Genomic DNA, 26,209 nt, shown 5'->3' on the forward strand with positions numbered 1-26,209 from the left:
TTAATCCTTTCCCACCTTAAACTGTACGAATGCCAGCAGTGCCACTAATGTCACGATCACATAAGACATCGAAACGGAGTAACCGAAATTGGGAGCATAAACGAATGCATTGTTATATATATACTGTGACATCGTAGTCGTCATTTCTGCCGGGCCGCCTCCGGTAATATTCATCGGCTCGTCGAACAGCTGCAATGTACCATTTGTCGTCATTATCGTCGTCAATAAAATAATAGGTTTTAACTGCGGTATTGTAATCTTAAAAAGGGTCTGTACCGCATTCGCGCCGTCTACCCTTGCAGCTTCATAGGTCTCTGCCGGAATATTTTGCAGCGCCGCGAGATAAAACATCATGTTGTAACCTGTCCACCGCCATGTCATAGCAAGAATAATAACTACTCTCGCCCAAAACGGATCGTTTAAAAAGAAAATCGGGGCTTCTATCAGGTGCAAATTTACTAATAAGTAATTGATGATACCATCATTTGCGAACATTAATTTGAACAATACGGAATATGCTACCAGCGATGTAACGCAAGGCACGAAGATCGCCGTACGGTAAAAGGTCCGAAATCTCAGCTTGGGAGCATTCAAAATAGTCGCATATACCAACGCCAGCATTAGCATAAGCGGGGCCTGAACCGCCAAAAAGAGAAACGTATTCCCAATCGTTTTATGGAAAATCTTATCGCCCAGCAAACGTTTTATATTTGTCAGACCGCCGAAGACATATTCACCATCCCTCAGCACTTTAAAGGAAAGGCTTAAAGATTCTATCATCGGATAAAGCGTAAACAATATAAAAGCAAGCATCGCGAAAGAAATAAAGAACCAACCATATTTGTTATAGTTGACCGTATTCTGCGTTTTTTTCATGTCATCACCTTTCTTCTCAAAGCAGTGCTATGGATTTACCGGACACTATGGTGCGCCGGTAAATCCATATATCCCGCTTTCATTTCTTACTGAATCTGGTTCTTTAATTGGTCCTCTGCCTGCGTCAGGGCCTCTTCTACGGTAATATCTCCCTGCAAGTAGCTAAACAGCGCGGTGTTTACTGCAGTATTGGATTCCGGAACGTTCTTGCCGTACATTACGGAAGGTACTTCCGGCAGCCAGCTTGCGAACTCTGCGAATACTTTCTGGCCTCCGAAGAATTCATCTTCAGTCTGGTATGCCTTCCCCTCCTGAGCCGGGAGATAGGTTCCTACTGCTCCCTGGTTTACTAAAATATCGCTGTAGAAATCGATGTCACCCGCATATACTGCTTTAAGGAAATCCACAATCGCGCCCTTATCCTGTCCATTGTCCAACACATACCAGCTGGAACCGCCTGTATTTGACGCGTTTACGGAATTAGCATTGTTCAGTCTGGGAGTAGAAGCAACCGCCCATTTTCCGGACTGTTCAGGCTCCGCTTTTATGGTGGATACTCTCCATGCCGCATTGATGACCGATGCTGTGGTTCCGTCGTTAATTGCGCCTGCCAGAGTGGAATCGTCCGCACATTCTAAGATGATACCTGCATCGCGCATTTTCTTAATGGTCTCTAAAGATTCCTTTAATACTTCGTTATTTGTAATCGTCAGTTCTCCGTTAGAATCGCAGTACCATGCTCCTGCCGACTGCATCATCGTACGGAACAGCGAGGAATAGTTGGTACCGTTTGCTACAGTCATCTTCACGCCGGTCTGTTCCTCCACCTGCTTACCGATCTCAATGAAGCGGTCCCATGTGATGTCTTCTAAATCTGCTGCCGTAAAACCTGCCTGCTCCAAGTAATCGGCACGATAAAAGAGTCCGGTTACTCCTGCGTCGAATGGAATGCCGTAAGCCTTGTCGTTATAAGTCATTACTTCTACCTTATACGGGGAGAACTGGCTGTAATCCACGTCATCGTTCAAAGGGTAAAAGTATTTGGAGTAAGAATTTAAGTATTGATATATGCTGTAGTCCTCAATCAGACAGATGTCGGGCAGACTCTTACCTCCGGAGGCCAGCCCTGTCTGCAGCTTCTTGTAAATATCCTCCTTAGAGTTGGAAATCACCTCAATTTCTACATTCGCATCAGGATTCAATTTCTTGTAATACTCCGCCGCAGTCTTCATGACAGCTACGTTGAAGTTATCATCCCACGCCCATACTGTGATCTTCTGTGTTTCCTCCGTCGCAGCTTCATCATTCGTCTCTGCAGCCCCGCTTGCTCCACCGGCTCCATTTGCTCCGCTTTCCTTGCTGCTATTACCGCAGCCGGCCAAAATCATGCTAAATGAAAGCATTCCCGTTGCCAGCAGCAATCCTAACCTTTTCTTCATTTTATTTCCTCCTTGTTTCATCTTTGTTTGTATATCCAAACAGTGTTCGTATATATGGTTTGTAGGCATATAGTAACATACCGTAATCATATTCGCAATAAGAATCCCCAACTTTTTATAAAATTATCATTTTTCACAAAAATCATAGTTTCAGATTGTGAAAAAATACAGAAACAATAGACCAAGAGAATTTTCTTAATTGCACAAAAAAATAAGGCCTTACCGCCGCATCGGAACGGGAATCTTTCCGCTCCAAAAGCTGCTCTGACCTTACTCAAATAATATCATTATTTTTTTTCGATTTCATATGCGACAATCTGCATCGGATATGACTCCGCAATCTGACCCGAAAACCAAATTTTCACTTCTGTACCCGCAGCAAGTGTTTCCATCGCTTGGCCTCTATAATCGGAATCAAAATAGACAATATACTCACCGCCTGCTTCATCCTGAAATAATATACTATTTTCCAGGATTTCTACGATTGTTCCCACTATACTGCTTTCAGTCTGCTTAGTATTTTTTTCGAACTGCATAAACAGTACAAGAAACAAGCATACCAAAAGTAATCCTATTACAATAAAGAGAATAAACAATTTTTTCTTTTTATTTTGCATCTCTATTTTCCTCTTATTAATTTACTGATTTGATAGTTCACTTATAATTATAGATTATATCATAATCCTGTTTCGCTTCGCAACCGGTATGGTTTTGCCATTTCTTCGGATTGCACCCTTATGTTGTTTTTTGAACATGCGTGTATTATAATTTATAACTAAGAACAATACAAGCTGCAATTACCGCATATTATTATATCTGCGGGCAAGATTAGCCGGTACCGGAAAGGGCGTGATCATTGCTATGACAAATATTTTAGTTATTGAAGATAATTTGGAAATTGTCCAAAACCTTCGCATTTTATTAGAAGACGAGGGCTTTAAAGTCTACAGTGTAATGACCAGGAATGCCGCGCTTCAGGAAATTGGGCAAAACGTTTTCGACTTGGTTCTTCTCGATTTGACCTTACCTGACGGAAACGGTTATTCCCTTTGTACAGCCATAAAGCGTAAGGGTGAGACTCCTGTCATTTTCCTGACTGCCATGGATGATGAAGCAAGCATTGTAACAGCATTTGACTTAGGAGCCGACGACTATATTACAAAGCCATTTCGGCCAATGGAATTAATATCCAGGATAAAAAATGTCCTGCGCCGCAACGGAAAAAGCCCTGCTATATTCGAAACCGCGGGATTGAAGATAGACACTTTGAAAGCTGTTGTTTCCAGGAATGGACACGAAATACTTCTTTCTCCGCTGGAATACCGATTATTATTGGTGCTCTTTAACCATCAGGGCACCGTATTGTCCAGAAATCGTCTGCTTGAAGAAATTTGGGATATAGCAGGAGATTATGTATATGACAATACCTTAACCGTCTATATCAAAAGGCTCCGCGACAAAATCGAAGATGATCCTGCTTCCCCAGCAATCATAAGAACCATCCGGGGATTAGGATATATGCTGGGAGAATAAATTAATATATTGGAAAGGGAATGGTCATTGATATGCATCTTCTTAGAAATCCTGAGATAAAAAATTTATTAGCAATCTACTCACTATTTACCTTATTTGCCGTCTTTGGTTCCTTTTTGCTCGGCGCTTCGGCGGCGGTCTATGTTTTAGCAGTATGTGCGGTTGCCCTATTATTGTTTATGGGATTTACCACAAAGCGGTACAAGGATATTTCTTCACTAAGCAATCAGGTGGATTCTATTCTCCACAGCAGGCAAAGGATGAATTTCACTCCGGATAAGGAAGGCGAGTTAGCGCTGCTTTCCAGTGAAATATATAAAATGACCATGCGTTTGCAGGAACAAACCGAACTGCTGCAAAAGGAAAAAAGTCACTTGAGCAGCTCCATCGCCGATATCTCCCATCAAATCAGAACTCCCCTTACCTCCATTCGTATGCTCGTTCCACGTCTTGGCCAGGAAAAATTGCAGCCGGAGCAAAGAAGTGAATATATAAGGGAAGTCGGCAGTCTCCTCACCCGAATTGAATGGCTGATAACCGCTTTGCTGAAGATAGCCCAGCTGGAATCCGGCGTCATTGCCTTCGAACAAACTCCTTTAATGGTAAAACAGCTGATCCAGAAATCCCTGGCTCCTCTTGAAATATTGCTGGAAATAAAGGATATAGCCTTGGAAATTAACGTGGCCGATAACGCTTGTTTTAAGGGAGATTTCTTCTGGTCTATGGAGGCGATAGGCAACATCCTCAAAAACTGTCTGGAGCATATGCCGGAAAGAGGAGCCTTAAAAATTACAGCTTCCGAAAACCCTCTTTACACAGAAATCATCATATCAGATACCGGTTCAGGTATTGCCATCGAAGATTTACCCCATTTATTTGAACGCTTTTACAAAGGGAAGAATTCAGATCCCGGAAACATGGGAATCGGATTGGCTCTTTCCCGCATGATCATCAGCAGACAAAACGGGATAATAATGGCACAAAACGGCAATCCTCACGGAGCCGAATTTCATATACGTTTTTATAAAGGAGCTGTTTAATTAAGGCTTCTTTTTTATATCATAGGAAACACACTACTGCTTAACATGTAAATAAATTGCTTTCCTTCGATATAAAAAGCCCTTCGGACAAACGATGCACAGATGCACGCGCGGAACAAAAGCTATACTGCCGGAGCATTTAGCCATGAGAGAGTGCAAAGCACACTTTTGTTCGTGACAAATTTGTAATAAAACAGTCATGGAGCTGTCACATAGGAAATGCTATAATTATCATAATTTATTTTAGGAAGGTTTCGGAGGGCTATCATGGAAATATTAAAGATTGAAAACTTATGCAAAACCTACGGCAGCGATGAAAATAGGGTAACGGCTTTAAACAACATTTCTTTTTGCGTGGAAAAGGGTGAATTTGTCGCGATCATAGGGCAATCCGGCTCGGGGAAATCCACCCTGCTCCACTTAATCGGAGGGGTGGAAAGGCCAAGCTTTGGAACAATAACAATAGACGGTAAAGAAATTTTTCAGAGAACTCCGGAGGAGCTGGCAATTTTCAGGAGACGGCAGGTTGGCCTGATCTATCAGTTCTACAATCTCATTCCCATATTGAATGTAACAGAAAACATAACCCTTCCACTGAAGTTAGACGGACAAAAAGTAAATGAAGATCGTCTAAACGAGCTGATTGACATTCTGGGACTGCAAGATCGTAAAATGCATTTACCAAAGCAATTATCCGGCGGTCAGCAACAACGGGTTTCCATCGGGCGGGCTCTGATTCATGCCCCCGCTCTCGTATTAGCCGACGAACCTACCGGGAATCTTGATAACAAGAACAGTCATGATATTATCGAACTGCTAAAGTACTCCAATAAAAAATATAACCAAACTCTTCTCGTCGTAACCCATGACGAAAATATTGCTTTGCAAGCCGATCGCATCCTCCGCTTAGCGGATGGAAATATTATATCGGATGAAAAAATCCGAGAATAATCAGGAGGAGAAAAACATGTGGACGGAGTATTCGATCCGATATATCAAACAGAATAAGTTTAGCAGTATTTTTCTGGCTGCGATTTCCTTCTTATCCTCGGCCTTGTTATCGCTGGTCTGCGGAGTATTTTATAACATATGGATAGACAGAGTGTACCGGAAGTCTCTGATGGATGAGAATTCTACCGGGAAAATAGAGCCAATCGTTGCCGCTTATGTTTTTATCTTAATTGTCATCTGCCTCTCGCTTACGGTTATGATACACAATGCCTTCGAAGTCTCCATGAACAGCCGCTTGCATCAGTTAGGTATCCTGCAAAGCGCCGGAGCAACTCCGAATCAGATACGCGCATTCCTATTGCAGGAGGTTCTGATTCTCTGCATCGCGCCTATTGTGACAGGAGTATTATCCGGAATCGGCTTATGTTACGGCTTTATGCAGCTTATTATTTTTGTAACGGCGTCCGTAAGGAAATACGAAGTAGTATTTCACTACCACGCCGTTATTATGGCAGCTTCTCTTCTACTGTCTATAGTGACCGTTCTCATCTCTGCATGGTTACCGGCAAGGCGTATCAGCCGTTTGGCACCTCTCGATGCAATTCATTACGGAGGAGAACCACTCGTGGAACGCATGAAGCCTTATCGCATATTTTCTTTTTTATTTGGAATTTATGGAGAATTAGCCAGAAAATCAATCTACTCGCGCAAAAGAGTATTAAAGACTTCTACCCTCTCACTGACGTTATCCGCCCTGGCCTTTATAAGCTTTCTTAACTTGGAAGCCATATCCGGCATCAGCACACAGCATACTTATTTCGAGCGCTACCGGGATAAATGGGATCTTATGCTTACTGTACAGAATATGGATAAGGAAGATGATTTACTACGAAAGATCAGAAGCTTAAACGGCGTGGAAAGCTGCATCTTATATAAGAAAATACAAGCAGCTGCAAGCCTTCCTCCCGATATGTTGAACGAAGATTTGTTAAAGTTGGATATCGATATCTTCTCGGATAAAATAAGAGCTGATGGCGATGGAAACTATTTCTTTTCTATGCCGATTTATGTTCTGGATGACGAAAGCTATAAGGACTACTGTACCAATAAGGGGCTTTCCCCTCAGGGAGCCGCCGCCGTGAATATTATCTGGGACAGTATCCATAGCGACCGCATAAATAGAGAATATATCCCTATATTAAAGGAAAATATGCCCTTAACGCTGTACCTGCAAAACGAAACCATGCCGGACAAAAGGAATACTCCTATTACCATATCAGCGTTTACAGCTTCTCTCCCTGAAATAAAAGAGGAATTTGTCCATGGTTCCTTATCCTTAGTCATCTCACAGGATTCATACAAGAACTTAGCAGATTGTTTTCCCTATGAAGAGAACTTCTATAATATAAAGCTCGCTTCCACTTCTTACGATGCAGATGTACAAAATAATATAAAAGCCCTTTTGACGGAAAGCAGCAGCTATATCTTAGAAAGCAGGCTGACAGAGGAGGTCTCCGATACCTCCATGCGAAACGCCCTTAAGTTTCTAATGGGCTCTTTTGCCGGATTATTATCGTGTATTGGAATCGCAAATGTATTCTCCTCTACGCTGGGACAGATTTACCAGCGGAGAAAGGAATTTGCAAGATACCTTTCCGTCGGCTTATCTCCAAAAGGAATGAGAAAAATACTTACTGTGGAAACGCTGCTTGTAGGCCTTCGCCCTATTGTTTTCAGTCTGCTCATAAATATTCCCCTTGTGGCAGCCGCATTGAATACTGCCTCTATTCCGGCGAAGGAATTCATCGTCGCAGCACCGGTAATCCCGGTACTCATTTTTACAATGTTTATCCTGTCTTCTGTCGGTCTCGCTTATTTTCTGGGAGGCATAAAGATTTGCAATGCGGATATTGCGGATATACTAAAAGATGAAACAATGATTTAGAAGTTTTATCTACTGCTTAACTACTCTGTTATCATTTGTAAAAATGTGATTTTATATCTCCTTGCTGTGCAGTGGATTTCTGAATAATATTCTTTTACCTGCAAATAATAGTACTATCAATAGTAAGGAGAATAATTATGGCAAAAGATTCACAACTTGACCCAAAGTCAATCCGTAAGAAAAAATCAAATGGCGGCCCCACCATGGCCGAAAGCGCATTAGACGGAGAAAGCAGGAATGCCAAGAAGCAATCCGGCAGCCGCAAAAATCCCGGTGATGATAAAAAATAAGCTTTTTATCAGAGCGATCATAAAGGAGTAAATTGTATGAATCGAGATAAACTCATAGATCAAGTTAAAAATGAATACGCGCGAATAGCTTCTTCCGAATCCCAGCAACATTTCTGCCAGACTACAACCGATATAACGCCTGAGGCCTATTATGAAGACCTTCTAAGTAAAGCCATCAGCGAAATCACCAAAGGAACCTTTGACAATTTCAAATCCGGAGAGGAAGTAGTAAATGCTATTGCAAACGACAAGACTTGGATTTCAGACTGGAAATAGTCAAAAAAGGGAATTGATATAAGCTCAGGCTTTACCAATTCCCTTCTCTTCGTCCGCATATATACATCGCTTAAATACTTCTCTGTTTCCTTAAAAATGAAACATTCAGCAGCATAAAAAATGCCGAAAATCCTAATATGACAAGCAAATCCAGCCAAATATCCCCGATGCCGTTTCCATGCAGCATGACCTCACGGAGGGCGCCGACAGAATAAGTGAGCGGTACGAATTTGCCAAGAAGCTCCCAGCCGGGAGTCAGACTGAACAATCCGCATAAGAATATTTGCGGAATAATGATAATAGGTATGAACTGCACCATCTGAAATTCGCTGGAGGCCAGACCGGATATCGCCATGCCGAGGGTCAATGCCATAATGGCGGTCAGAAGATTAATAAGCAGCACATACCAGATGCTCCCGATTACGGTTACATCCAATACATATACTACAAATACGGTCACGATTACAGTCTGAATCAAGGCAAGAATGCTAAATCCCAACACATAGCCGATTACAATTTCTCCTCGTTTGATTGGCGTAGAAAGCATTTTTTCCAGAGTGCCGCTGTTGCGTTCTCCAAGAAAATTAATGCCGGCAATTAAAAATACAAAGAAGAAAATGATAATTCCAATCATCGCAGCGCCAAAGTTATCAAAGGAGCTGGTATCCTCCGAGCCATAGACATAGGTCGTTCGATATTCGCTCTCTTCTATACTTATCGGCAGCTTTTCACGCAGGGTAAGGCTCAGGGCGCTTTTTATAATTCCGGTAATCTGCTTTGCCACGGCTGTATCGGTCCCATCCAAATAAATATCTGCGTTTGCAAGGTCGTCCGGCACACTGACTGCTGCTGTGATTTCTTCCGTTTTAATAGCATTTATGGCATTTTCTATCGCCAGATCCATATCGCCATTCGAAAAATCAATGACCTCTACCGATATATCCTCACCCTTCGCCAATTGAGTGACATAGTCCTCCGGTGCGGAAATTACACCGATCTTGTAAGTGTTATCCGCACCGGTAAGAATAGAGTGCACAAGAAAAAGCACAATAATAGGCGCGAATAAAATAAGCGCCATAGTTCTCTTATCATGACGCAACTGATCTACAATACGAAAAGCTAGTATGGCTATTCTATCCATTCTTATTTCCTCCTTCCTCATGCTCAGCCGCATTGCTGAAAAATATAAAGGCTTCCTCGAATGTCCCTGCACCGGCAGCTTGCTGAAGCTGCGCCGCAGTACCGGTTGCCAAAATATGTCCGTTTCGCATCATGGCAAGCCCATGGCACCGCTGCGCCTCATCCATAACATGAGTGGTAACGAGAATAGTGACCCCCTGCCCGGAAAGCTCATACAGCTCGGACCATATATCCTGCCTTAACAACGGGTCAATTCCCACCGTTGGTTCATCCAGAATAAGCACCTTAGGATTAGGCAGAAGCGCAATGCTAAGAGAAAGTCTCTGCTTCATTCCCCCGGAATAATTACCGACCCTTTTGGACAAATCGTCTGTCAAATTTACTAAAGCCGCTACATGAGAAATTCGTTCCTTTAACCCTCTCCCCTTCAATCCATAAAGACTTCCGAAAAATTTAAGGTTTTCATATCCATTGAGCGTAGGATAAAGTGCTGCTGCCTGGGCCATATAACCCATCTGTCCCATGACTTGCAGCGAGGGCATCTGCTGATTCCTTACCCAAACGGTTCCGTCATCAGGCCTCAATATGCCGGAAATAATTTTTACAAGCGTTGTCTTTCCGCATCCGGACGGCCCTAGCAATCCATATATCTTCCCCTCAGGGACTTTTAATGATACATCATATAATATCCGGCGTTTTCCATAACTTTTATTTATGACTTCTGTCTGAATTCCGTATGCTTCCTGCATGATGCTCCTCCTCGCTATCTTTTACGTACGCATAAACTGCAAACCTGTCCGATTTGTACATATCAGTTAATTTTTCTTGTCTGCAACACCGTGTTGGTATATATTGATTATAATCACAGTATTGCATTATTGATATAGACAATATTCAAAAAAATGTTGGGAGCAAAAAAGAAAACGTTACTGTTCACTCCGTTCTCAGTAACGCATGATTTCTGCAATGCAGAATTAATTTCTGCCTGTAAATTCGCTCTGCGAAGCAGAAATCATCTCTTGAATCACGTTCTTACGTAGCTTAACAGCATGTGTTAAGCTACTGTGTGAACAGTAGAAAGGAAACTACTATGAATTCAGCAGCAGAAACAGCAAAATCAAAAATCGATCAGGCATTTTATAATTTATATGAAGAAAAAAATCTCGAGAAGATAACGATTACAGAAGTGACCGGGCGTGCCGGAGTATATCGGGGGACTTTCTATTATTACTACAAGGATATCTATGATCTTTTTGAAAAACTTGAGGGAGAGATAGCGAAAATCATCCGAACAGAATTACCGGAGATTATATTCTCCTTTGTGGAAGGAAATATTGCAGAAAATATCCGTTTGTTGGAAATCTTTTACAGCAAATATGAAAGACTTCTCCTTCTTTTCCTAATCAAAAAACCAAGCGTAAAACTGTCGGAGCAAATGAAAGAGATGATAAAAGAAATTGTAATTACCGGATTCGGACTAGAGAAAAATAGCCTGACGGAAGAATTGGCAGCAATTATGGAATTCGTGGCAAGCGGTCAGCAAGGGCTTCTCATTATGTGGCTAAAAAGCGGCCGCAAGATGTCCACGGAACAGTTAGGTGGGATCATGAAAATTTGTACACAGCATCCTATTGAGGAAATTATGAAATATGCAATTCGTCTAAAATGCTAAGCGCTATCTCCCTTGCCTTTGCTCCGCTTACCATATCAGAAGTGCTGTCATTCAGATATATTGCAAAATAAGTATTGGAACCGTCCTTTTCTACTGCTCCAATAAACCATGCATTACCATTTGTACCCGTTCCCGTCTTTCCATATATTTTCTCTGTCTTATTTTCTTCAATCAGCATAATGCTTTTCAAGATATCCACTTCATTTTTCGAATATATGGTTTTACCTTCTATTATATTCCTCAAAATATCTACCTGCTCTAAGGGGGATATCTTAAGGGATGATTCCAACCAGAATCCATTTAATTCCGGGTATGAGTTCGTAGAATTTCCATTCCATTCCGATATATCACAATTGCCATAATTTAATGACTGTAATTCCTTCCGGACTTCCTCCTGCCCGACCTCATCTATTATCTTTCTGAAATACCATACACAAGAATTCTGAAAAGCATCTGCCAGACTTAAATCAGCATTCCAGGCTTCCGTAGGATATTTCGCTCCGCTATATCCCATTTTGCTTTCTTTTGATGTTACTATCTGGTTATGTATCCCCATTAATGAAGAAATCACTTTAAAGGTAGAGCATGGTGATACTTGTTCTTTACATTCTTTTTCATTATAAAAAGTGTATATATTCTTTGATGCGTCAAAAATAACTGCACATCCTTGAATTGTATGAAATTCCTCCTCGTAGTACGCTGTTACTATCCGGGGTTCTGAATTCTCAATATCTTGTATCTTTTTGCCTTCTTGCTTTTTCTCTTCTGTTTGGTTACCGGTTAATGTCTGTTCCGGTTGGCTTTTGCGGCTTTTTCCATCCCCAAATTCAACATTCCAAAATTTATTGTTAAATACCTCGCCGCTTAACCTGACATCATAAATACCTCTGTTTAAATACGAGCCAGACTTTGGTACCATAAGGCCTTTATAGTCAAAAATAAGAATATTGCCCACATTTAAAGATTCAAAATCAATTTCTCTTCCTTGCCGATCCAATATTTTAAGTGTATCTGTCTTTTTAATCATATAAGTTTCGCTGAAATTTTCAGTATTTGCCGGAAGGCCTTTAACGTGTATTTCCGATTCATTTACGACATCGACATAAACTTCTTGATTCATAAATATTACAGTATTGTTTCTGATATAATAAATGGTTACACCTAATATGATAACAGTGATAACGAAAACAGTTAATAAAAAATAGATCCTTTTTCTGTTTTTTACCATATTTATACCCATGTTCCTTTCATAGTCCGGAGACTTTGTGCAAATCTATTATTAATCCAGCCATCTATTATTACGGCTTCCCATAAAATTCTTTCCGTTCTTCTTCTGTCAGCCGGTCCGTATACCATGATGGCTGGATGTTATCCGCAGACCAAATCACATGGTTTGATACATACTGTACACCTCCATCCGGCAGCAGACGAACCACCACCTCATGTGAAAATGCACGAGATAGCTTTTCCACCGGATACACGACATTGACAGTCAGCGTGAGTGTCCCATCCGCATTATCCTTATATTGCACCACCTCAGGATATGGGATATTCGGACTATTTCCCCAGTCGTTAAAGCCCCTTGTTCGATATTCATAGGCCTTGCTGCCCTCATGATACGTCGCCTTACTTCGTAAAGTTTCACTGCCAATCTTAAAATAAGACATTACCACTCTTTCAAATTCTTCTTGCGGAACATAGTATAATTTTCCCTCATAAGATACCTCATAAGGCGTCGGCATTCCATATACTAACGGGTATAAAATATGAAACATATCATAAAAATTCAGTTCCCCGAAATCCTGCTCATTCCACTCTGTAATAAACATATTATTTGAGCCATATCCGATTGGAAGCAGATATTGCCGGTTAAGATCTCTGCACCTTTCATCCAATTGTTCTACCCGCAAAGCGGTATAACCGGATGGTCCATCATATCCTGACATATTATTTTTTTCAAAGAACAAATACCCTTCCTTTGAATAATTCCAATTCTCAGCACGATACCTCTCTTTCGAATTAGTCTCAGGGATTTGGCCATTCCACGAAAGATAGCTTCGGGTTATCCAGACCTCTTCCTCCGATGTCTGAAGGTCAAACCGGGTAAAGCCCCCTGTGGCCGCTACACAGATTATTGTAAGTTCCGTATCCACTTTTTCTTCCACATTTCTGATAAATGCCTTTACTTTTTCCGAATTTACCATATCTATCTGATTTTCAGCATCCACTGCCGCATATCCGGCATTTCCCAGACATTCCACAATGTTTTTCGCAGTATCCAACGTTCCAAGCGTACCGGTTTCAGCTGCCCGCTCGTAAATCACTCGATAACACTCCGCTATTTCTTTTGACTCTTCCTCAAATTCTTCATCCTCCCCCTGATCATTCTGTACCTTTTCGCTCGTTTCGCTCTGCGGAATAGACACGGATGTATTGCCGCACCCCCAGGCTCCAAATATAAGCAAAGCAAGCCCTAACAGAAATTCCTTCTTTTGCAAGCAATCACCTCGTTTCTCCTCAAACCATATTTTGCATCCAAATCATTCGTTCCATTCTTTTACATATATGTCGTTATCGGATAGGCTGAGCATCATCAAATAGAAACGGATTTTCCTTCAACAGCCCTACTACCCAGTCTGTCATAGGCTTCACCTCTACTACATAAGAAACCGCATCTGCAATTTTCGCTTCCCTGGCAATCCCCATATCCAGCATCGGAATAAGAAGCTTATCGTAATTCTGTGACACATCCCCACAAGTCGAGTAATGTCCATATAAATCAATTTCACGGACCTTCCCATCTTCAAGTATTAATTTAATTTTCCTTGCTTGCGGATTAATGCGGTTAGGAATATCGAGCCGTTCCTCTATACTGTGAATAAACGTGTTAGTTTTGAGCGTTGCTCCCAAAAATAACAATTGTGCATTCTCCTCATAAAGCCCGCTAAAGCAACCATTTTGCGGACAAGGCGTATAAACTTCATTATCGCGTTGCACATAAGCTTTCGCCCTGCTCCCCATAGCTGTCACCGAATGAGTCGGATGCATCGAGCGAATGGCACCTTCTCTTTTCATAAAAAGGTTGGGCAATATTCCGACACAAGAAATCTCTGTCTTAGGATTATAAATACCTCCGCTCAAATTATTCTCTGACCATGAATGAGTTGGAAATAACAATAGCCCCTCCTTCATATATTCGATAACGGCATCCAAAACAGTATCAGCTCCGCCTTCTACTTTCCCAACTGCTTTCATAGAAGAATGAATGAGCAATGTTCCTTTTTTTCTGATGCCCGTTTGTTCCATGTCTCTAATTAATGAATCTTTTGTATACATTGCTCTTTATCCTTTCAATATTTCATCATTACAGTTTGTCTCTGTTAAATGTTCCGTCGGAACACATCGCTAAATCACAAATTTCTTTTGGGTCATTAAAAGTCATCTTTGCTTCATCGCAAGAAATACCAGAACCATTCCATGTCACCAATCCGGATATGACACCTGCATTGTTCGCACATTGTATATCTGTCGGCATATCACCTATATAAATACATATGTCTTTATCTGCTCCTGTTAGTTCCATATATTTAAACAATGGCTCCGGATCCGGCTTATGTTCCTTTGTATCCTCTTCCAGAATAACAGTCGTGAAAAGCTCGTCTAAATGAAACGACTTAAAAAATCTTTCATACTCCTTTTGGCTTCTGGATGAAACGATACCCAAAGAGCATCCTCTGTCTTTTAGTAACTTAAGCATCTCTTTCGTACCCTCGAAAAAGTCCGCTTCCTGTGAATAACTTTCATAGTTTGTCTGCCATTTGTATGTATAATTCTCATCCGCATGAGCATTCAATCGCTGCAGACCTATATCTGTCGTGACTCCCAAGACTACCTTTACCTCATTCAAAGAATATTCGTAACCATATTCCTTTAATGTATGTTGCCACGTTTTTAATACAGCAGCTTCCGTATCGATTAATGTTCCATCCAAATCAAAAACATAATGTTTCAAATCCATAACAATTTCCTCCATAAGCTCCTACCTGTCGCTGTCACCACCGATACTTTATAATTCTGATTTTATATATAGACAAATCGAAATGATCAAGATATGTTTTTCCATTGTCCTGACTCACCAATAATATAATTCTTTCCAAGCGAAAGGTAATCTTTCATTATCTCTCTCATCATAATCATATATTCAAATCTGCACTGCACATTGGAATTTGTATAAATTTTATGGTCTAAAAATATCTTTATCTACTACGGTATAAATATCTTTCCCGATTTTTTGTTCAAAATATTTTTTTAAAGCCAGATTGCTGTCCCACTTTGTTTGTGGATATGAACCATACCTACGCTTTACATCTCCCATTCGCTCTTCAATGTCTAATACTCCTTCTGAGCCGGCCAATGAGTCACATAGTTGAATAAGTCTGTCATAGTCGTCCATAGTAGTTACTTTTAACACATCCTGAATCATTTTCAGCTCTTCATAAGTCGTATCGAACTTTCCGATATACTCATCGGTCGTTTGATTATTAAACGAATGCGTAAGGCATATTTGTGCAACCTCATCATAGCTTAAAGACATCATATAGGAATAACCATCTGCTACATGTCCCATATGTCTTCCTCCAAATTTTCTGCCTATATCGTGTAAAAGTCCAAATATATATGCTTTATTTGAATCTAGGCCGGCACATTCCAGTGCTATTTTTTCCGCACAATGTGCAGTTACACGACTATGGTTTCCCCATGGTCCCGGATTGCATCTTTCTGCTTCCCTTAAAAGCTCTTCCGCTTCTTCTCTTTCTGGCAACATATATCTGTACTCTCCTCCTAAGCCTCCTGAATATTCCACGTCTATTGTAACATATTTTCCATAGAAAGCGTACCGACTTACACTAAGGCCGTCCGGTGGGAGAAGCCCAATTGATTCTGAAAGCATACTTGTCTCATCAGATAATATGTCTCCAAACATATTCTCAGTTGCCGCCACATCAAAGGTATGTGGTGCTTTAATTCCCTCCTCTTCGTCAGGCATCAGTGATAGATGGAAGAACTCATGAAGCATTAACCATACTGATATTTTTATTTTCATTATCGAATTCCATATCACACATATCTTCCAACAATCCATGTTTTTCATAATTAGTTTTTCGGACAATGCGATTATAATCATCTACAAATACAACACTTGGTCTATGTTTTTTTGCTTCTTCCGATGTAAGCTGAGCATATGCCATAATGATAATTTTATCATTCACCTGTACACACCTTGCCGCCGCTCCATTCAAGCAGATCAAACCCGAACCGCGTTCCCCGGCAATTGCATATGTTTCAAAACGCTGACCGTTATTAATATCTACAATACTTACCATTTCATATTCTAAGATTCCTGCCGCATCTAACAGATCTTCATCCACTGTAATACTTCCAACATAATCAAGTTCCGCCTGCACTACTATTGCACGGTGAATTTTCCCTTTTAACATTGTCATCATCATAATAAATTCATTTTCCTTTCGCTTTAATCAGTCTTTTGGCCCGTTGCCTTTTTGATAATTAATTGTTTCGTCCTCGAAATCAAATGTAAAATTATCAATTAACCTGGTCTTTCCAATAAATACTGCCATTGCAACCAGAACTCTCCTGTCCAGCTTTTCTACCTGACTCATAGTCATTGCATCTACAGCCTTTAGATAATCAATTTTTGCCAACGGTTCTTTTTCGATATATCCCTTTATTTCTTTTATTAAAGCAACGGCATCCCTTTCACCGTCTTTAATCAGTTTCTTTCCAATTTGGATGCCACCATATAAAACAAGAGCTGCTTTTCTCTCCTCAGTATTTAAATACGTATTGCGTGAACTTTTTGCCAATCCATCCATCTCACGTACGATTGGGCATCCAATTACTTCCACATTTATATTCAAATCTTTCACCATACGTTTTATAATAGCAAGCTGCTGGGCATCCTTCTCTCCAAAATAGGCTCTGTCCGGAGTAACAATATTAAATAACTTCAGAACTACGGTACATACACCTCGAAAATGTACTGGTCTGCTTAACCCACAAAGTTCTTCTGTAAGTACAGACATATCCACATAAGAGCAAAAGTCTGCGCCATACATTTCTTCCGGCTCCGGATAAAAAATTAAGTCCACCCCATTTTCTTCACACAACCTGCTGTCACGCTCCAAGTCCCTTGGATAACTTGCTAAATCTTCATTTTGACCAAACTGCATGGGATTGACAAAAATACTTAATACGATCCGGTCATTTTCTGCAGCCCGATTAATTAAGCTTTGATGCCCTTCATGCAGGTATCCCATAGTCGGTACAAATCCAATGCTTAGACCATCTCTTCTCCACCCCGCTATACATTCGCAAACGTCTTGTATCGTCTTAACAGTCTTCATACTTTTATCTTCTCTCCTTTAATTCTCACTCTTAATACAATTTCTCTATTATTTCATCAGCCATACGAAAGCCATGTACTTCTCCCGGGAAAATACCAGCCTTCGTTTCTTCAATATACTGTTTAAAAGCAGCAGTCATCATTTCACCCACATTAGCAAAACATTTTACAAACTTTGGTTTAAATGTGCTATACATGGAAAGCATATCCTGATAAACCAGAACCTGCCCATCACAACCTGCACCAGCCCCAATTCCAATGGTAGGAATATGGATTGATTCCGTTATTAGACCAGCCAGTTTATCCGGCACGCATTCCAATACAACTGCAAATGCTCCTGCTTCCTCCACAGCCTTGGCATCCTTTACCAACTGTCTTGCCGTTTCTTCATCCTTTCCCTGAACTTTATATCCGCCAAACGCATTTACCGACTGCGGGGTTAGTCCTATGTGTGCAACAACAGGAATGGAAGATTCTACAATTGCTTTAATCTGAAGACATATCTTTTCTCCACCCTCAAGCTTTACCGCCTGGGCACGCCCTTCTTTCATAAGACGTCCCGCATTACAAACGGCATCATAAACGGATGTCTGATATGACATAAATGGCATATCTGCTACAATAAGTGCATTTTTACAGCCCCGTGCAACTGCCGCAGTATGATGAATCATATCCTCCATCGTTACCGATAATGTATCTTCGTATCCGAGCATTACCATTCCTAAGGAATCTCCCACTAATACGGAATTAACTCCCGCTTCATCCATTAATTTTGCAGTAGAATAATCATATGCTGTCAACATTGTTATCTTATCTTTTCTTTTCTTTTGTTCCAGTATTGTAGCTACCGTATTCTTCATAATTTTCCAGCTCCCTTTTCAATATCATAAATCTTTATCCGGGTATTTACTTTTTACCCGCGCCTATGAATTCTGTTTTCACCCTATCACCTCCAAAGGTTATTCTTTTTTCAACATACAACTGTATGGTATGGCTTGCTGTTTACGCAAAAAAAAGAGCACCTGTCCACACAATAGAAAATCTATTGCATAGCAAACAAGCGCTCAATATCGAACTAAATCATAACTTTATCCAACTATTCACTTATATACAATGGAAGATAGAATAATTTTTAGTTCCTGCCGCTTCTGTTTACATGGTCAAGACTATATAACTTTAATATTGCTATCATCAATATAACTTCATTCCGAAGCCTTATTCAACGCACCGGAGCGGCGGATCTTCTTTTTCATCTCCCATCTGTATATTCATACAGTATAGTGATATCAGATAGAGTTCTGCCACTTTCCAGTACATTTCCTTACGTAGTATAACTTATTTTATTTAGTTAATCAAGAGATATACTTTAATCTTTTTCACTCATTAAGCCATCACCAGCGGAGTATCAACTCTAAATTGTTCACTTACATATTTCGCATAAGTTTCGTGACTTTCCACAAGCTCAGCATGAGTTCCGCTCCCGGTAATCATGCCTTTTTCAAGAAAATATATCTTGTCACTGTCAACAATAGTCGCAAGTCTGTGGGCGATTACCAAAGTAGTACGTCCTTTCATCAGATTTGCTAACGCACCTTGTACCATCATTTCTGATTCACTGTCAAGACTGGCAGTTGCTTCATCCAGCATCAGAATTTTAGGATTACGTAAGAATGCACGTGCAATGGCAATTCGCTGGCGTTGACCTCCTGAAATCTTAACACCTCGTTCGCCCACTTCCGTCATCAGCCCATCCGGCATTTCTTCGACAAATTTACGGGCGTAAGCAAGTTCTAATACGTTCCATAACTCATCATCACTAAATTCTTTATCCAATCCATAAGTTAAATTATCTCTGATCGTTCCCGCCATAATCGCACTATCTTGTGAAACAAAACCTATTTGACTACGATAATCCGTCAAATTAATGTCTTGAATTTTTGTATCACCAAATTGGATAACTCCACGACTGGGATCATAGAATCTTTCCAGCAAACTGAATATGGTTGATTTTCCTCCGCCGGATGGGCCTGCGAAAGCAATAATCTGATTTGGTTTTGCCTCAAAAGATACACCTGTCAGAATTGGCTCATCATTTTCATAGGCAAAATCAATATTAGTAACTTTAAGTTTCTTACCGGTCAGATCGATAATTTCTCCGCTTTGCAAATCTTCAGGCTCTTCATCCAGTAATTCCTGAACCCGCTTCGTTGAACCGGCCGCTTTTGCCATCTCGGTAAATAAGGTTGCAACACTTGGCATTGCTCCGATCAGATTAAACAGATACATCAGGAAACTCATTAATGTGCCGATTGCCATTGCTCCGATAGCAATTCGATGCATACCATAAGCTAATAATCCAAAAATCATACTCATCATCGCCATCATCATAAGCGGCTGCATAGTTGCATCGAAGACAGCCTCTTTTTTGCCGACTTTAAATAACTTATCCACCTCGCGATTAGCACGCATCTGAGCCTGCTTTTCTGCATTAGATGTTTTTACAAGACGAATCTCACTTAACGTTTCGCTTGCAATCCCATTAAATTCTGCAAGTGCATCTTGTCTCATATGTCCGACTTTAGTTCCAAATCCAAAAATCGGCAACATAATGATCAGCACGATTGGAACGGTTACCAGCATTGCCAAACACATACGCCAGTCCATCCTGATCATCATATAAACAGAACCTAAAACCAGAATAATGCTTGATATGGTTTGTGGAAAAGTATTAGCAAGCAACTGTTTTACTTGCGATGTATCATTGACTAAACGGCTTGAAATCTCACCGGACTTAATGGTATCAAAATATTTTACTTTTAACGTCGTTAATTTAAGCCAGAGATTTTTTCTCAGGTTTTGAATGACATTTTCCCCAAAAATACCTAGAACGGTTCCGCCAATTGCCGAAATAATCGCAGAAGCCACAAATAGTAAGACTACTTTTAATAGCAGTGAATAATCGATTCCTTCTGAAAAGCTATTGACTAATGACGATGCTAATTTGGGTACATAAATTTGTACACTCGAGGATGCGATTAACAGCAGTATACCTATTATCAAAAGATGATACTTAGGTTTAGTCGTTGTAATCAGCTTAAAAAATTGTCTAAATGAAAACTTTGTTCCATCTTTTCTGACGGTATCACCCGGTCTTCCTCCTTCCATTATTTATGCCCCCTTCCAAAGAATCTGCCATCTCCGCCAAAGCCGCCGCGGAAATCTTCTCCGAAACCACCGAAGCCATTGAACCCGCTGCGCTCTAACATCTGTTCCCGTGCACGTCCAAGGTGAGCTGACATTTGGCCAAAATGCTGCCATCTCCTATCGTCACCAAAAATTTCGTTTAGCTTTGATTGGAACTTATCGCTCGAAATGTTATCTGCAATACGTGATAAATACTCATCCAAATTTTCCAGTTCTTCTTCCGCAAATCCTCTGAATAACTCATCTTTAAGGCTTGAAGAAATTGTACCGCGGTCTTCTATGCTTTCCCAGCCCTTCTCGGTCAACCTGACAAATGTGACCCTTGCATCCTCTTCTGATTTCACACGTTCAACTGTTCCTGCCGCTTCAAGCTTTTTTATGATTTGAGTAACGCTTGATGGTTTGATATCTAAAAATTCAGAAATACGACCTGCTGTTACATCTTCTTCTTTTGATAATAGCCGCAATGTTTCAAAAGCATTATCCGTCTTTTGTTCAACTTGATTGGCAAAAATCAAAAAGGGTTGATGTGTAATTTCCATTAGTTTATTCAATATATCATTTCTCTTCATTTTTCTTACCTCCTCTTTAACTTATTTAGTTTCATGACTAACTAACAAAATAAATATATACTCTTTTATTTTGTTTGTCAATACTAAAACTAAATAAATTAAACTATTTATTTTCTCTCCAATACCTATCCATTCAAGTCTTCACATCTAATCTGTCAGGTTACCTTGACAAAGATTATTCCGTCAAGGTAACTCTAACGCTATTTTACCCTTTTCATTACTTCTCACACACTTAATACAAAAAAACTGAGATCATTTTTCGGCTAGATGGATGTCCGCATATACTGTAAACCTTGACTTTGCTTCCTGATGCCGCTAAAGGCCCTCGGATCGAGAAGCTGCCCGATAGCACTCCCCTTCTTCAGCCGAATATTTTCGTTCAAAAGCAATATCTCCGGAACACAGTATTAAAATACATATACGCTTCGTTATCATTGTTGCTTGGCAAAGGAAATATACTTTATTTTCTATTTTCCTCCATTTTATATTCTGTAATATGTATCCAATCATACTCCGCACTTAAAGGGACCGTTTTATCAAATGCATTCAGCCATCCATTAACTCCCGTTCCCGGCCATGTATTCATCATAACCTTGCTTGGGGTACTCGGTATATTATCCGTTGCCTGATACACAACTTCTCCGTCCACATACCATGTGATAGAATCAGGAAGCCACTCAAATCCGTAGGTGTGGAACTCTTCCGATGCATCGAATCCCAAATCATGAATATATTCATGTTCTCCCACTCCGTCAGTAAAATAATTAAACTGTACCTTGGTTGTATCTTTTCCCAGAAACTCAATATCAATTTCATCCCATGGGTTGCTGTCGCTGGGGCCGGTATAAGTAAAGAAAGAGGATACTACTCCGTCGTTCTTAATGGGTTTCATTTTTACTTCATACATTCCATAATGATAGAATGCTCTGGTACGATATTCTCCGCCTGACCATTCCGGCTTTGCATTTTCTCCGTCAGAATCAATGGTAAGCTTCATAATGCCGTCTTCAAAAGTTACATTATCCTCTCTCCATGTACAATCAAACATATTTCCGTTTGTCCATCCGTTTGCCTTTTCCATCTGTCCTGGCTCGTAATCATCCAGTTCTGTTTCAAATGTAATGTTTTTCTCAAGCATACCCTTCCCCTTACCTTCTCCTTCTTCCTTTTCCGGTTCTTCCTGTCCCCCTCTTCTTCCTGCCCTCCTCTTTCTTCTTCCGTTATCGCCTTATCCCTCGATATATCCTTATCACCTTTGCCGGTTTCTTCCTTCGGCATACAGCCTGCTAGTATCATGCCTGCCATTAATACCATAAGTCCCCTTTTTACATTTCTCATCATTCATTTTCCTCCTATATATACTTAAAATATATATTTCATATAGCCTATAGAATCTAAAAGTTATTTCTTCCATTAGTTTGATACCATAAAATCATTAAATCGTAAATTTCCCTATAGCCTTCTTAAGCTTTGCAAAAACTTCCGCCAGTTCTTTCGATTGTTTTTGAACAAGCTCTGTAATTTCCGACATTTGATCCGCATTGCCTAGAAGATCACCTGTTCCTTTCGTACCATCGGAAGTAGTCCGTTTTAATTCATAAAATGCCTGATTTAAAATTTCGGTCTCGTTTAAAATATCATTGGAAACAGCAGAAAATCCCACAAAAATTTCTTTTATATCCAAGCTGTCCATTCTGTATTGCTCGCTGACTTCCATCATTTTACCATAGCCGTCTATAATATATCCATTGATAAAATTCATGGCTTTTTCTGAACTTCGACCGAGACGTTCCACCGCATCAATTACCTCCATAGTAATATTTTGAATCCGCTGGGCCGTATATCTGGACTCTTCTGCCATACGGGAGATTTCTTTGGCAACCACTCCGAAGCCGCTCCCGTGTATGCCTGCTCTGGCTGCTTCAATGGAAGCATTTAAGGAAAGAAGATTTGTTTCATTTGCAATTTTAAGAATACCCTCTGTCAGCATTTTAATCTGCTCCACCTTCTTGGATTCTTCAATAGAAGCCTGTAAATCAATGACTACATCCTTCGTAAGCTCCTTAGCGCTCTTTGCATCTTCATTAAATTCCTCGTTAAGAGTTCCGGCTCTTTGGGCAATCCCATTTACGGAAGCGGTTCCTTCTTCATTTTTTTCCTTCATGGCTTCCATATGCTGCTTCATATATTCAGAAGTGTTGCTTAGATTTTGGGCCGTAGCTGATGTTTGTTCCATCCCTGCTGATAATTCCTGCGAAACCTGTGTCACATCGGAAACACGGTCCATCAGCCGTTCCACGATCTTCTCCAGTTTTCTGACGAGTTCCGCCACAACCGAGCTGTTTTCATTTACAATTCCCACCATCTCACCCATGGAAATCTGAATAACCTCCAGCGCTTTTGCTAATTTCCCCGTCTCATCTTTATTCTTTAAATATTTTCTATGTTTAACACCTGTAAAATTACCGCTTTCCATTAATAATAAATCTTCAATAACAAGATAAATTGGCTTAGAAATGCTGTTTCCTACCACTACTGCTAGAATCATTGCCAAAACAATCACGCCTGCACTTACTACCGCTATAGTAAACGTCGTATTCCTTACAGAAGTAAATGCTTGACTTTGAGGGCTGTAAACGACAAAGGTAAAGCCGCTTTTTAACCTTTCAAATCCTACAAAACAAAAACCGTGACCTTCCACTTCCATGGATCTGAATCCGCTTCCTTGCTGTATCAATGCCGCTTCCAGTTCCCCATATCCCCCATCCTTCAAAGAGGTTCCCTGAGGGTGACCCGAACCCACAATAATCCTGTTACTTTGGTCTATTAACATAGTTCCCCCCGGTTCTTTGTCAGAAATCGCCGTCCCCATATTCCTAAATTCTTCAAAGGGAATATCTACTCCCACAATAGCGATTATTACCTCTTCCTCCTTATCGATAATGGGATAATAATAACTGATAATCTCCTCTTGAAATCTTTGGTTAAAATAAGGTTCCGACCACAAAGGTTCCCCTCTTTGCAAAATTTCCTGATGCCATTTCCAAGCCTCCTCCCCATTGCTGTACTCCGTATAGGCATCATAAGGATCGTAATCTACCTTGTCCACCCCTTTAAACCATGATCCAAATATAGCCTTGGCTAAATCGGGATTTACAAAAGCGGATACACTGAGCAAATCCGGGTTTTGTATGCTGACTTCCTGTAAATAGCGGTCCAATTCCTGAAAATAGCCGACGCTCATAGTAACATTCTTAGCCTTGGAATAGCTTAAGGTCGCGCCAATATAGGTTCCTATGGTTTGCGCAACTCCTTCATAATGGGCAAGAGATGTTTCCATTTCATAGGCATACTGGGCGGATAAAGACTGCATATTTTGATTCACTTGTTCTGATATGGCTTCTCTTGCCGACATGGCAGAAATATACCCCACAATTAAAGTCCCCGCCACAACGCATACCATAATAGCTGCTACAATTTTATTAGAAATTTTTTTCATTTGCGCTCCTTTTTTCCATCCCATCTTATTCTTCAGATAATTCTTCAATAAATTCTTTATAAGATTTTTTTCCGTAAACAAAATCACTTAATAAATAGTAATAGTTCCCCGATAACTCTTCCGACATAATCTGGTCATAAGCAGGATAGAGCGTCTGATTGTTGTACATAGTCCAGCACTGGTACAGGATGGGAAACTTTTCTTCATCTACTGCCTGGCTTTTATAAACCGGTATCCCTGCTCCTATATCATTCACTACCACATTGGATATGGAATTCATAATTTCTATGTACATATGAATCATTTCTTCACTTTGGGGAATAACTCCGTGTTTATTAATTACAAAGGTATCCACATAGCCGCCGATTCCCTCATCATCTTCTTTATTGGGAAAAGGAATCACATCCACCTTACCCTTTACTTTGGAAATATCCGATTCTAAAAAGGTAGACGCCCAGTTTCCGTAATAAAGCATTGCTGCTTCTCCTTGGGAAAATAAATGTACCGCATTGTAGCCGTCATAATCTAAAAATCCCTTTTGCCATATATCTCCCTTTATTATCTGATCCATCTTTTTTGCTGCTTCTGCAAATTGGAAAGAGGAAAATAAGCGTTTATCGGTAGCGGCCTTATAGACAAAGTCACCTTTGCCTTCTCCTTGAACCAAGCTCATATAGTATAGGGAGGAAAGCCATCCGTCCTTTGCTCCTGTTACAGCCGGAGTTATTCCCAACTGCTTAAACTTTTCAGATACCTCTAAAAATTCTTCAAAACTTTCCGGATATTTTATTCCGTTTTCTTCAAACAAATCCCGGTTACAAAACAAGTACGCCCTCCATCCATATAAAGGCAAGGCATAAATTTCTCCGTTATAAGTAAAAGCATCCAGTCCTCCCTCCCTTAACTTGGGGGAAATCCCTTCTTCTTCCACTGCTTCGGTAATTTCCTGTATCATTCCCGCATTTACAAAACGCCAAAGTTTACTATGGCCCCACATAAAAAACATATCCGGAAGGCTGTCCGTCAATATGGCATTATTCACTGCGGTTTGATATACCTCATTCTTATATATGGTTACTTCAAAAGTAACTTCCGGATGTTTTTCCTTATACTGTTCCAGAGCCACATTTAATGCTTTCTCCGTATCACCGTGCATAGTCCAGATGCTGATAACTTCTCCGCTTTCTTCCTTTTCCGGCTTATTTTCCCATATTAAATCGGAGTACATCTGCAGTAAAAATAAGCCTAGCAAAACACCCAAAACTATCAATAATTGTATTATCTTTTTGCTTCCCATACTTTTCGCTTCCACCTTCCGTCCCCCTCTTCCCTTGCATAATCCGGATAA

At 40.4% G+C, this 26,209-nt stretch carries 26 protein-coding genes; 7 read left to right on the forward strand and 19 right to left on the reverse strand.

Features of this window, described 5'->3' with window-relative positions; all coding sequences use genetic code 11:
• The 3 genes from CC90_RS0108320 to CC90_RS0108330 all read right to left on the reverse strand — a co-directional run bounded on the left by CC90_RS0108320 (position 1) and on the right by CC90_RS0108330 (position 2,932).
• Positions 1 to 876: a carbohydrate ABC transporter permease gene (locus tag CC90_RS0108320; protein WP_031390334.1), complete on the reverse strand. Its 876-nt coding sequence runs from the start codon at positions 874 to 876 to the stop codon at positions 1 to 3.
• Between the two features lie 86 nt (positions 877 to 962).
• Complete coding sequence (locus CC90_RS0108325) at positions 963 to 2,315, reverse strand: ABC transporter substrate-binding protein (protein WP_031390335.1); 1,353 nt, start codon at positions 2,313 to 2,315, stop codon at positions 963 to 965.
• A gap of 287 nt (positions 2,316 to 2,602) precedes the next feature.
• Positions 2,603 to 2,932 (reverse strand): DUF3221 domain-containing protein, encoded by a 330-nt coding sequence (locus CC90_RS0108330; RefSeq protein WP_031390336.1) that lies wholly within the window; start codon positions 2,930 to 2,932, stop codon positions 2,603 to 2,605.
• A gap of 244 nt (positions 2,933 to 3,176) precedes the next feature.
• On the opposite strand from CC90_RS0108330, the gene CC90_RS0108335 reads away from it, so the two are divergent.
• From CC90_RS0108335 to CC90_RS0108360, 6 genes are all read left to right on the forward strand, one after another.
• Entirely contained in the window at positions 3,177 to 3,848 is a 672-nt protein-coding gene (locus CC90_RS0108335) for a response regulator transcription factor (RefSeq protein ID WP_031390337.1), read from the forward strand.
• Between the two features lie 20 nt (positions 3,849 to 3,868).
• A complete protein-coding gene (locus CC90_RS0108340; RefSeq protein ID WP_035315257.1) occupies positions 3,869 to 4,888 on the forward strand; it encodes a sensor histidine kinase in 1,020 nt (339 codons plus the stop codon).
• 267 nt (positions 4,889 to 5,155) lie between these two features.
• A complete protein-coding gene (locus CC90_RS0108345) occupies positions 5,156 to 5,839 on the forward strand; it encodes an ABC transporter ATP-binding protein (protein WP_031390339.1) in 684 nt (227 codons plus the stop codon).
• Positions 5,840 to 5,855: 16 nt separating this feature from the next.
• The gene (locus CC90_RS0108350; protein WP_157837540.1) at positions 5,856 to 7,784 is read left to right on the forward strand and encodes an FtsX-like permease family protein; all 1,929 of its coding nucleotides are present in this window, start codon (positions 5,856 to 5,858) and stop codon (positions 7,782 to 7,784) included.
• 137 nt (positions 7,785 to 7,921) lie between these two features.
• Positions 7,922 to 8,074, forward strand: a complete 153-nt coding sequence (locus CC90_RS24350) for a hypothetical protein (protein WP_165919319.1) — start codon at positions 7,922 to 7,924, stop codon at positions 8,072 to 8,074.
• A gap of 36 nt (positions 8,075 to 8,110) precedes the next feature.
• On the forward strand, positions 8,111 to 8,350 hold the full coding sequence (locus tag CC90_RS0108360) for a hypothetical protein (protein WP_031390341.1): 240 nt from the start codon (positions 8,111 to 8,113) through the stop codon (positions 8,348 to 8,350).
• A gap of 70 nt (positions 8,351 to 8,420) precedes the next feature.
• Here CC90_RS0108360 and CC90_RS0108365 read toward each other — a convergent pair whose 3' ends face one another.
• Together CC90_RS0108365 and CC90_RS0108370 are read right to left on the reverse strand one after the other, a co-directional pair.
• The gene (locus CC90_RS0108365; protein WP_031390342.1) at positions 8,421 to 9,491 is read right to left on the reverse strand and encodes an ABC transporter permease; all 1,071 of its coding nucleotides are present in this window, start codon (positions 9,489 to 9,491) and stop codon (positions 8,421 to 8,423) included.
• Entirely contained in the window at positions 9,484 to 10,239 is a 756-nt protein-coding gene (locus CC90_RS0108370) for an ABC transporter ATP-binding protein (RefSeq protein ID WP_031390343.1), read from the reverse strand. Before CC90_RS0108370 ends, CC90_RS0108365 begins: the two co-directional genes overlap by 8 nt.
• 341 nt (positions 10,240 to 10,580) lie before the next feature.
• Here CC90_RS0108370 and CC90_RS0108375 point away from each other — a divergent pair, with 341 nt between their 5' ends.
• Positions 10,581 to 11,162, forward strand: a complete 582-nt coding sequence (locus CC90_RS0108375) for a TetR/AcrR family transcriptional regulator (RefSeq protein ID WP_031390344.1) — start codon at positions 10,581 to 10,583, stop codon at positions 11,160 to 11,162.
• On the opposite strand, the gene CC90_RS23010 is transcribed toward CC90_RS0108375, so the two are convergent.
• The 14 genes from CC90_RS23010 to CC90_RS0108445 all read right to left on the reverse strand — a co-directional run bounded on the left by CC90_RS23010 (position 11,131) and on the right by CC90_RS0108445 (position 26,173).
• The gene (locus tag CC90_RS23010; protein WP_157837541.1) at positions 11,131 to 12,390 is read right to left on the reverse strand and encodes a penicillin-binding transpeptidase domain-containing protein; all 1,260 of its coding nucleotides are present in this window, start codon (positions 12,388 to 12,390) and stop codon (positions 11,131 to 11,133) included. The two genes, CC90_RS0108375 and CC90_RS23010, sit on opposite strands and share 32 nt — an antisense overlap.
• Positions 12,391 to 12,460: 70 nt before the next feature.
• Positions 12,461 to 13,660, reverse strand: coding sequence for a DUF6070 family protein (locus tag CC90_RS0108385; RefSeq protein ID WP_031390346.1), 1,200 nt, complete (start codon positions 13,658 to 13,660; stop codon positions 12,461 to 12,463).
• A gap of 73 nt (positions 13,661 to 13,733) precedes the next feature.
• Entirely contained in the window at positions 13,734 to 14,498 is a 765-nt protein-coding gene (locus CC90_RS0108390; RefSeq protein ID WP_031390347.1) for an AAC(3) family N-acetyltransferase, read from the reverse strand.
• A gap of 28 nt (positions 14,499 to 14,526) precedes the next feature.
• Positions 14,527 to 15,180, reverse strand: a complete 654-nt coding sequence (locus tag CC90_RS0108395) for an HAD family hydrolase (RefSeq protein ID WP_051869334.1) — start codon at positions 15,178 to 15,180, stop codon at positions 14,527 to 14,529.
• Between the two features lie 219 nt (positions 15,181 to 15,399).
• On the reverse strand, positions 15,400 to 16,266 hold the full coding sequence (locus tag CC90_RS24355; RefSeq protein ID WP_242843256.1) for an isocitrate/isopropylmalate family dehydrogenase: 867 nt from the start codon (positions 16,264 to 16,266) through the stop codon (positions 15,400 to 15,402).
• Complete coding sequence (gene panD, locus CC90_RS0108405; RefSeq protein ID WP_051869335.1) at positions 16,229 to 16,672, reverse strand: aspartate 1-decarboxylase; 444 nt, start codon at positions 16,670 to 16,672, stop codon at positions 16,229 to 16,231. Before panD ends, CC90_RS24355 begins: the two co-directional genes overlap by 38 nt.
• 27 nt (positions 16,673 to 16,699) lie before the next feature.
• Positions 16,700 to 17,587, reverse strand: coding sequence for a pantoate--beta-alanine ligase (panC, locus tag CC90_RS0108410; protein WP_051869336.1), 888 nt, complete (start codon positions 17,585 to 17,587; stop codon positions 16,700 to 16,702).
• Between the two features lie 31 nt (positions 17,588 to 17,618).
• The gene (panB, locus tag CC90_RS0108415) at positions 17,619 to 18,446 is read right to left on the reverse strand and encodes a 3-methyl-2-oxobutanoate hydroxymethyltransferase (protein WP_031390352.1); all 828 of its coding nucleotides are present in this window, start codon (positions 18,444 to 18,446) and stop codon (positions 17,619 to 17,621) included.
• A 523-nt stretch (positions 18,447 to 18,969) separates the two neighbouring features.
• A complete protein-coding gene (locus CC90_RS0108420; protein ID WP_031390353.1) occupies positions 18,970 to 20,751 on the reverse strand; it encodes an ABC transporter ATP-binding protein in 1,782 nt (593 codons plus the stop codon).
• Complete coding sequence (locus CC90_RS0108425) at positions 20,751 to 21,362, reverse strand: MarR family winged helix-turn-helix transcriptional regulator (RefSeq protein WP_031390354.1); 612 nt, start codon at positions 21,360 to 21,362, stop codon at positions 20,751 to 20,753. Before CC90_RS0108425 ends, CC90_RS0108420 begins: the two co-directional genes overlap by 1 nt.
• A gap of 460 nt (positions 21,363 to 21,822) precedes the next feature.
• Positions 21,823 to 22,443 carry a beta-glucanase gene (gene bglS / locus CC90_RS0108430; protein WP_242843290.1) on the reverse strand — a complete coding sequence of 207 codons (621 nt, stop codon included), beginning with the start codon at positions 22,441 to 22,443 and terminating at the stop codon, positions 21,823 to 21,825.
• The gene (locus CC90_RS24590) at positions 22,377 to 22,703 is read right to left on the reverse strand and encodes a hypothetical protein (protein WP_242843257.1); all 327 of its coding nucleotides are present in this window, start codon (positions 22,701 to 22,703) and stop codon (positions 22,377 to 22,379) included. The genes bglS and CC90_RS24590 overlap by 67 nt, the downstream gene beginning before the upstream one ends.
• A gap of 94 nt (positions 22,704 to 22,797) precedes the next feature.
• Positions 22,798 to 24,861, reverse strand: a complete 2,064-nt coding sequence (locus CC90_RS0108440; RefSeq protein WP_165919320.1) for a methyl-accepting chemotaxis protein — start codon at positions 24,859 to 24,861, stop codon at positions 22,798 to 22,800.
• 25 nt (positions 24,862 to 24,886) lie between these two features.
• Positions 24,887 to 26,173 carry an ABC transporter substrate-binding protein gene (locus CC90_RS0108445; protein ID WP_031390357.1) on the reverse strand — a complete coding sequence of 429 codons (1,287 nt, stop codon included), beginning with the start codon at positions 26,171 to 26,173 and terminating at the stop codon, positions 24,887 to 24,889.
• Between the last annotated feature and the right edge of the window lie 36 nt (positions 26,174 to 26,209).

The sequence above is a fragment of the Kineothrix alysoides genome (assembly GCF_000732725.1).
GTDB classification, from domain to species: domain Bacteria; phylum Bacillota; class Clostridia; order Lachnospirales; family Lachnospiraceae; genus Kineothrix; species Kineothrix alysoides.

What these genes read in the sequence shown, in the direction of transcription:
- CC90_RS0108320 (WP_031390334.1), bottom strand. Translation starts at nt 876, where the DNA reads ATGAAAAAAACGCAGAATACGGTCAACTATAACAAATATGGTTGGTTC.
- CC90_RS0108325 (WP_031390335.1), bottom strand. Translation starts at nt 2,315, where the DNA reads ATGAAGAAAAGGTTAGGATTGCTGCTGGCAACGGGAATGCTTTCATTT.
- CC90_RS0108330 (WP_031390336.1), bottom strand. Translation starts at nt 2,932, where the DNA reads ATGCAAAATAAAAAGAAAAAATTGTTTATTCTCTTTATTGTAATAGGA.
- CC90_RS0108335 (WP_031390337.1), top strand. Translation starts at nt 3,177, where the DNA reads ATGACAAATATTTTAGTTATTGAAGATAATTTGGAAATTGTCCAAAAC.
- CC90_RS0108340 (WP_035315257.1), top strand. Translation starts at nt 3,869, where the DNA reads ATGGTCATTGATATGCATCTTCTTAGAAATCCTGAGATAAAAAATTTA.
- CC90_RS0108345 (WP_031390339.1), top strand. Translation starts at nt 5,156, where the DNA reads ATGGAAATATTAAAGATTGAAAACTTATGCAAAACCTACGGCAGCGAT.
- CC90_RS0108350 (WP_157837540.1), top strand. Translation starts at nt 5,856, where the DNA reads ATGTGGACGGAGTATTCGATCCGATATATCAAACAGAATAAGTTTAGC.
- CC90_RS24350 (WP_165919319.1), top strand. Translation starts at nt 7,922, where the DNA reads ATGGCAAAAGATTCACAACTTGACCCAAAGTCAATCCGTAAGAAAAAA.
- CC90_RS0108360 (WP_031390341.1), top strand. Translation starts at nt 8,111, where the DNA reads ATGAATCGAGATAAACTCATAGATCAAGTTAAAAATGAATACGCGCGA.
- CC90_RS0108365 (WP_031390342.1), bottom strand. Translation starts at nt 9,491, where the DNA reads ATGGATAGAATAGCCATACTAGCTTTTCGTATTGTAGATCAGTTGCGT.
- CC90_RS0108370 (WP_031390343.1), bottom strand. Translation starts at nt 10,239, where the DNA reads ATGCAGGAAGCATACGGAATTCAGACAGAAGTCATAAATAAAAGTTAT.
- CC90_RS0108375 (WP_031390344.1), top strand. Translation starts at nt 10,581, where the DNA reads ATGAATTCAGCAGCAGAAACAGCAAAATCAAAAATCGATCAGGCATTT.
- CC90_RS23010 (WP_157837541.1), bottom strand. Translation starts at nt 12,390, where the DNA reads ATGGTAAAAAACAGAAAAAGGATCTATTTTTTATTAACTGTTTTCGTT.
- CC90_RS0108390 (WP_031390347.1), bottom strand. Translation starts at nt 14,498, where the DNA reads ATGTATACAAAAGATTCATTAATTAGAGACATGGAACAAACGGGCATC.
- CC90_RS0108395 (WP_051869334.1), bottom strand. Translation starts at nt 15,180, where the DNA reads ATGGATTTGAAACATTATGTTTTTGATTTGGATGGAACATTAATCGAT.
- CC90_RS24355 (WP_242843256.1), bottom strand. Translation starts at nt 16,266, where the DNA reads ATGAAAATAAAAATATCAGTATGGTTAATGCTTCATGAGTTCTTCCAT.
- panD (WP_051869335.1), bottom strand. Translation starts at nt 16,672, where the DNA reads ATGATGATGACAATGTTAAAAGGGAAAATTCACCGTGCAATAGTAGTG.
- panC (WP_051869336.1), bottom strand. Translation starts at nt 17,587, where the DNA reads ATGAAGACTGTTAAGACGATACAAGACGTTTGCGAATGTATAGCGGGG.
- panB (WP_031390352.1), bottom strand. Translation starts at nt 18,446, where the DNA reads ATGAAGAATACGGTAGCTACAATACTGGAACAAAAGAAAAGAAAAGAT.
- CC90_RS0108420 (WP_031390353.1), bottom strand. Translation starts at nt 20,751, where the DNA reads ATGGAAGGAGGAAGACCGGGTGATACCGTCAGAAAAGATGGAACAAAG.
- CC90_RS0108425 (WP_031390354.1), bottom strand. Translation starts at nt 21,362, where the DNA reads ATGAAGAGAAATGATATATTGAATAAACTAATGGAAATTACACATCAA.
- bglS (WP_242843290.1), bottom strand. Translation starts at nt 22,443, where the DNA reads ATGGAAAAGGCAAACGGATGGACAAACGGAAATATGTTTGATTGTACA.
- CC90_RS24590 (WP_242843257.1), bottom strand. Translation starts at nt 22,703, where the DNA reads ATGATGAGAAATGTAAAAAGGGGACTTATGGTATTAATGGCAGGCATG.
- CC90_RS0108440 (WP_165919320.1), bottom strand. Translation starts at nt 24,861, where the DNA reads ATGAAAAAAATTTCTAATAAAATTGTAGCAGCTATTATGGTATGCGTT.